The following is a 3,757-nucleotide window of genomic DNA, read 5'->3' as shown; positions in this document are numbered from 1 at the left end:
CAAGCCACCGTGCCTGGATTCATGGCCGCCGGATTCTCCGCCGACGACGCCCGCGCCCTCATCTCCCGCGGTGCCACTCTGGCGCAGGACGCGGTTCTGGCAGAGCCGAATGGTTCAGAAACCGGATCCACGTTGGTGGCGGGAAGCCTTGGCCCGTACGGGGCCTATCTGGCCGACGGCTCGGAGTACACAGGCGCCTACCAGCTCAGCACTGAGGAGTTTCAGGAGTTCCACCGCCCGCGAGTTCAGGCTCTGTTGGCAGCAGGCCTCACGCTGTTCGCGGTGGAAACCCAGCCCCGTTTGGACGAGGTCCAGGCAGTGTTGGCCTTGCTGGAGGAGTTGGCTCCTCAGGCGCAGGCGTGGGTGTCTTTCCAGCTCAGGGACACCTCCACCTTGGCGGATGGGACGCCACTGGCTGATGCCGTGGACTGGGTGGATGAGTGGGCCGCCGAGCACTCCGTTCTGGTGGCTGTGGGCGTCAACTGCGTGGCCCCGGAAGTTCTCACCCCGGCGCTCACGCTCATGGGCTCCCGCACCAACCTGCCGTTGGCCTGCTACCCGAACTCCGGGGACACCTATGATGCGCAGACCAAGACGTGGACTGCGGCGTCGTCGTCGGCGCGGTTCACCGCGTTTGTGGAGGATTGGCTGGAACTGGGAGTGCGCCTGGTGGGCGGATGCTGCCGGACCACGCCTGCAGACACGGCCCAGATACGACGAAGCCTCATGTGACTCGCCCATCAACTGCTGATGAGCGAGTCACATGAGGGTTCGCGGGCAGATGCCCGGTGGAAACCTCAACCGAGGGGCACGCCTCAGTCGCGGGGCACGCCTCAGTCGCGGGTCAGGCGGCGGTGGGTCACACGCTTGGGACGTGCAGCCTCCGGGCCAAGGCGCTCCACCTTGTTCTCCTCGTAGGACTCGAAGTTGCCCTCGAACCAGTACCAGTTGTCCGGGTCCTCTTCCGTGCCCTCCCAGGCCAGGATGTGAGTGGCCACTCTGTCCAGGAACCAGCGGTCGTGGGAGATCACCACGGCACAACCCGGGAAGTCCAGCAGAGCGTTCTCCAGGGAACCCAGGGTTTCGACGTCGAGGTCGTTGGTGGGCTCATCCAGCAGCAGCAAGTTGCCGCCCTGCTTGAGGGTCAGGGCCAGGTTCAAGCGGTTGCGCTCACCACCGGAGAGCACACCGGCCTTCTTCTGCTGGTCCGGGCCCTTGAAACCGAACGCGGAAACGTAGGCACGTGAAGGCATCTCCACCTGGCCCACGTTGATGAAGTCCAGACCGTCGGAGACAACTTCCCACAGGGACTTCTCTGCGTCGATGTTTTCGCGGTTCTGGTCAACGTAGGAGATCTTGACGGAATCGCCGACCTTGAGTTCGCCGTCGTCCTTCTGCTCCAGACCAACAATGGTCTTGAACAGGGTGGACTTGCCCACGCCGTTGGGGCCGATCACGCCCACAATGCCGTTACGAGGCAGCGTGAAGGAGAGATCGTCGATCAGAACGCGGTCGCCAAAGCCCTTCTTGAGGTTCTTGGCCTCGATCACCTGGCTGCCCAGGCGCGGTCCCGGGGGAATCTGAATCTCTTCGAAGTCCAACTTCCGGGTCTTCTCCGCCTCAGCCGCCATTTCCTCGTAACGAGCCAGACGTGCCTTGGACTTGGCCTGACGCCCCTTAGCGTTGGAGCGCACCCAGTCGAGTTCATCCTTGAGGCGCTTGGCCTGCTTGGCGTCCTTCTTGCCCTGGACCTCCATGCGCTTGGCCTTGGTGTCCAGGTAGGTGGAGTAGTTGCCCTCGTACGGGTAGAGGCGGCCGCGGTCCACCTCACAGATCCATTCGGCCACGTGGTCCAGGAAGTAACGGTCGTGGGTCACGGCCAGAACGGCACCCGGGTAGGAGGCCAGGTGCTGCTCGAGCCACAGCACGGACTCGGCGTCCAGGTGGTTGGTGGGCTCGTCCAGCAGCAGCAGATCGGGCTTCTCCAGCAGCAGCTTGCACAGTGCCACGCGGCGGCGCTCACCACCGGAGAGGTTGGTCACCGGGGTGTCACCGGGCGGGCAACGCAGTGCGTCCATGGCCTGCTCCAGCTGGGAGTCCAGGTCCCAGGCGTTGGCGGCGTCAATGTCCGTCTGCAGGGAGCCCATCTCCTCCATCAGGGCATCAAAGTCCGCATCCGGCTGCGCCATCTCTTCCGAGATCTGGTTGAAACGGTCCAGCTTGGTCTTGATCTCACCAACGCCTTCTTCAACGTTGCCGAGCACGGTCTTTTCCTCATTCAGCGGCGGTTCCTGCAGCAGGATGCCCACCGTGTACCCCGGGGACAGACGTGCCTCACCGTTGGAGGGCTCGTCCAGGCCGGCCATGATTTTCAGGATGGTCGACTTACCGGCACCGTTGGGCCCCACCACGCCGATCTTGGCGCCTGGGTAGAACGACATCGTGACGTCGTCCAGAATGACTTTGTCGCCCACTTTTTTGCGGGCCTTGTTCATGGTGTAAATGAATTCCGCCATGACCACCAGGCTACCCGTGGCCGCCGGTGCCCGGGGAATCCGCACCGCCCGGGCACCGGCGGTTTTCCTCATCGCGTAGAGCCGCTCATCACATCCGCCCCCTGCTCGGCATCCGCCTCGGACTCGTTCAGATGGAACTCCACCCGGGATTCCTGGTTCAGATCAGCAACCTCCCCTGGCTGCAGACCCACACCACCGGTCATGGGGTCATCCTCCGGAGACCACGCGGTCATCCGATCGACGACGCCGCCCTCCCCCTCTTCGAACACCTCACCGGTGTCGGGGTCACAGTTCGGTTCAGAGTCATAGGTCTGTGCCGACTCAGGGTCGGGTCCTCCACTGGTGAGGGAGTTGCCTGATTCCTGGAGCCGGGCGTCGTCGTTGCTTGTGGAGGTCACGCCCTGGTCACCTGAGGCGGTGTTCTCCTGGGTTGCGCCGTTGTTGCGCCCTCCACCTGCCCGGCTGTACTTGGCCGAGCCCAAGGCCAGGTCCGGTCCCACGGAGGTGGCCTCGATCTCCACGGTGTGCCGTTTGCGCCCGGAGTTGTCCGTCCACTCGCGGATCTTCAGACGCCCATGCACCAGAACGGCGTCCCCCACCGTCAAGGACACGGCCACATTGTCCGCCAAGTAGCGGTAGCTGGTGACTGTGTACCAGTTGGTGGCGCCGGCATCCACCCACTCGCCTTTGTCGGCGTCGTAACGGCGGGAGGTCGAGGCCAACCGAAAGTCGGAGACGTGAGTGTTGTTGAAGGTCTGGCGCAGTGAGGGCCTGGTGGCCACAAAACCGCGCACCGTGATCGTGTCAGTCATGAGTGCTCCTGATCAGAGGGCCGGGCCATGATGGCCGACCAGGTGGTCCCTGACCCGGGGCGGATCCCCGGAGGGTTCACCCCACTGTGACCGGTTCATGGGCGGTCGTACTGAGGCCATCTGCCGAACTGGGGAGAACCTCTGGGGGCTTGTGCGGACCGTGTGCGCTGTGGAGGAACAAGGCCTGGCCGGAGGTTGGTTAGACTGTCTCGGCCGGCCTCGGTAGCTCAGTGGATAGAGCAGGAGCCTTCTAATCTCTTGGTCGGGGGTTCGACTCCCTCCCGGGGCGCCCACAGCCCGCCTGCCGCATGACCCTCATGCGTCAGGCGGGCTTTTTGCTGCCTGCATCTCCCCCTGCGCTCCCCACCCTTCCGCCCTTCCGCCCTTCCGCCCTTCCGCCCTTTCCGCCGAGTAGGCCGTTTGATCGCC

Annotated in this window: 3 protein-coding genes and 1 tRNA gene; 2 read left to right on the top strand and 2 right to left on the bottom strand. The window is 64.2% G+C overall.

The window, feature by feature from the left end; all coding sequences use genetic code 11:
- Positions 1-732, top strand: a 732-nt coding sequence (mmuM, locus tag L979_RS04050) for a homocysteine S-methyltransferase (RefSeq protein ID WP_047689541.1), incomplete at its 5' end; no start/stop codon positions are given.
- A gap of 101 nt (positions 733-833) precedes the next feature.
- On the opposite strand, the gene ettA is transcribed toward mmuM, so the two are convergent.
- Positions 834-2,516 (bottom strand): energy-dependent translational throttle protein EttA, encoded by a 1,683-nt coding sequence (gene ettA, locus L979_RS04045; RefSeq protein ID WP_047689538.1) that lies wholly within the window; start codon positions 2,514-2,516, stop codon positions 834-836.
- A gap of 68 nt (positions 2,517-2,584) precedes the next feature.
- A complete protein-coding gene (gene ssb, locus L979_RS14365; RefSeq protein ID WP_052209456.1) occupies positions 2,585-3,328 on the bottom strand; it encodes a single-stranded DNA-binding protein in 744 nt (247 codons plus the stop codon).
- A 216-nt stretch (positions 3,329-3,544) separates the two neighbouring features.
- Between ssb and L979_RS04035 the strand changes: the two genes are divergently transcribed.
- Positions 3,545-3,617, top strand: a tRNA-Arg gene (locus tag L979_RS04035).
- The last annotated feature ends 140 nt before the right edge of the window (positions 3,618-3,757 follow it).

It is taken from the genome of Kocuria sp. ZOR0020 (assembly GCF_000800955.1).
GTDB lineage: Bacteria > Actinomycetota > Actinomycetes > Actinomycetales > Micrococcaceae > Kocuria > Kocuria subflava.
This window is presented reverse-complemented; position numbering and strand designations above follow the sequence as displayed.

Bases quoted from the DNA above. Each gene is read 5' to 3' on its own strand.
- ettA (WP_047689538.1), bottom strand. From the start codon at position 2,516: ATGGCGGAATTCATTTACACCATGAACAAGGCCCGCAAAAAAGTGGGC.
- ssb (WP_052209456.1), bottom strand. From the start codon at position 3,328: ATGACTGACACGATCACGGTGCGCGGTTTTGTGGCCACCAGGCCCTCA.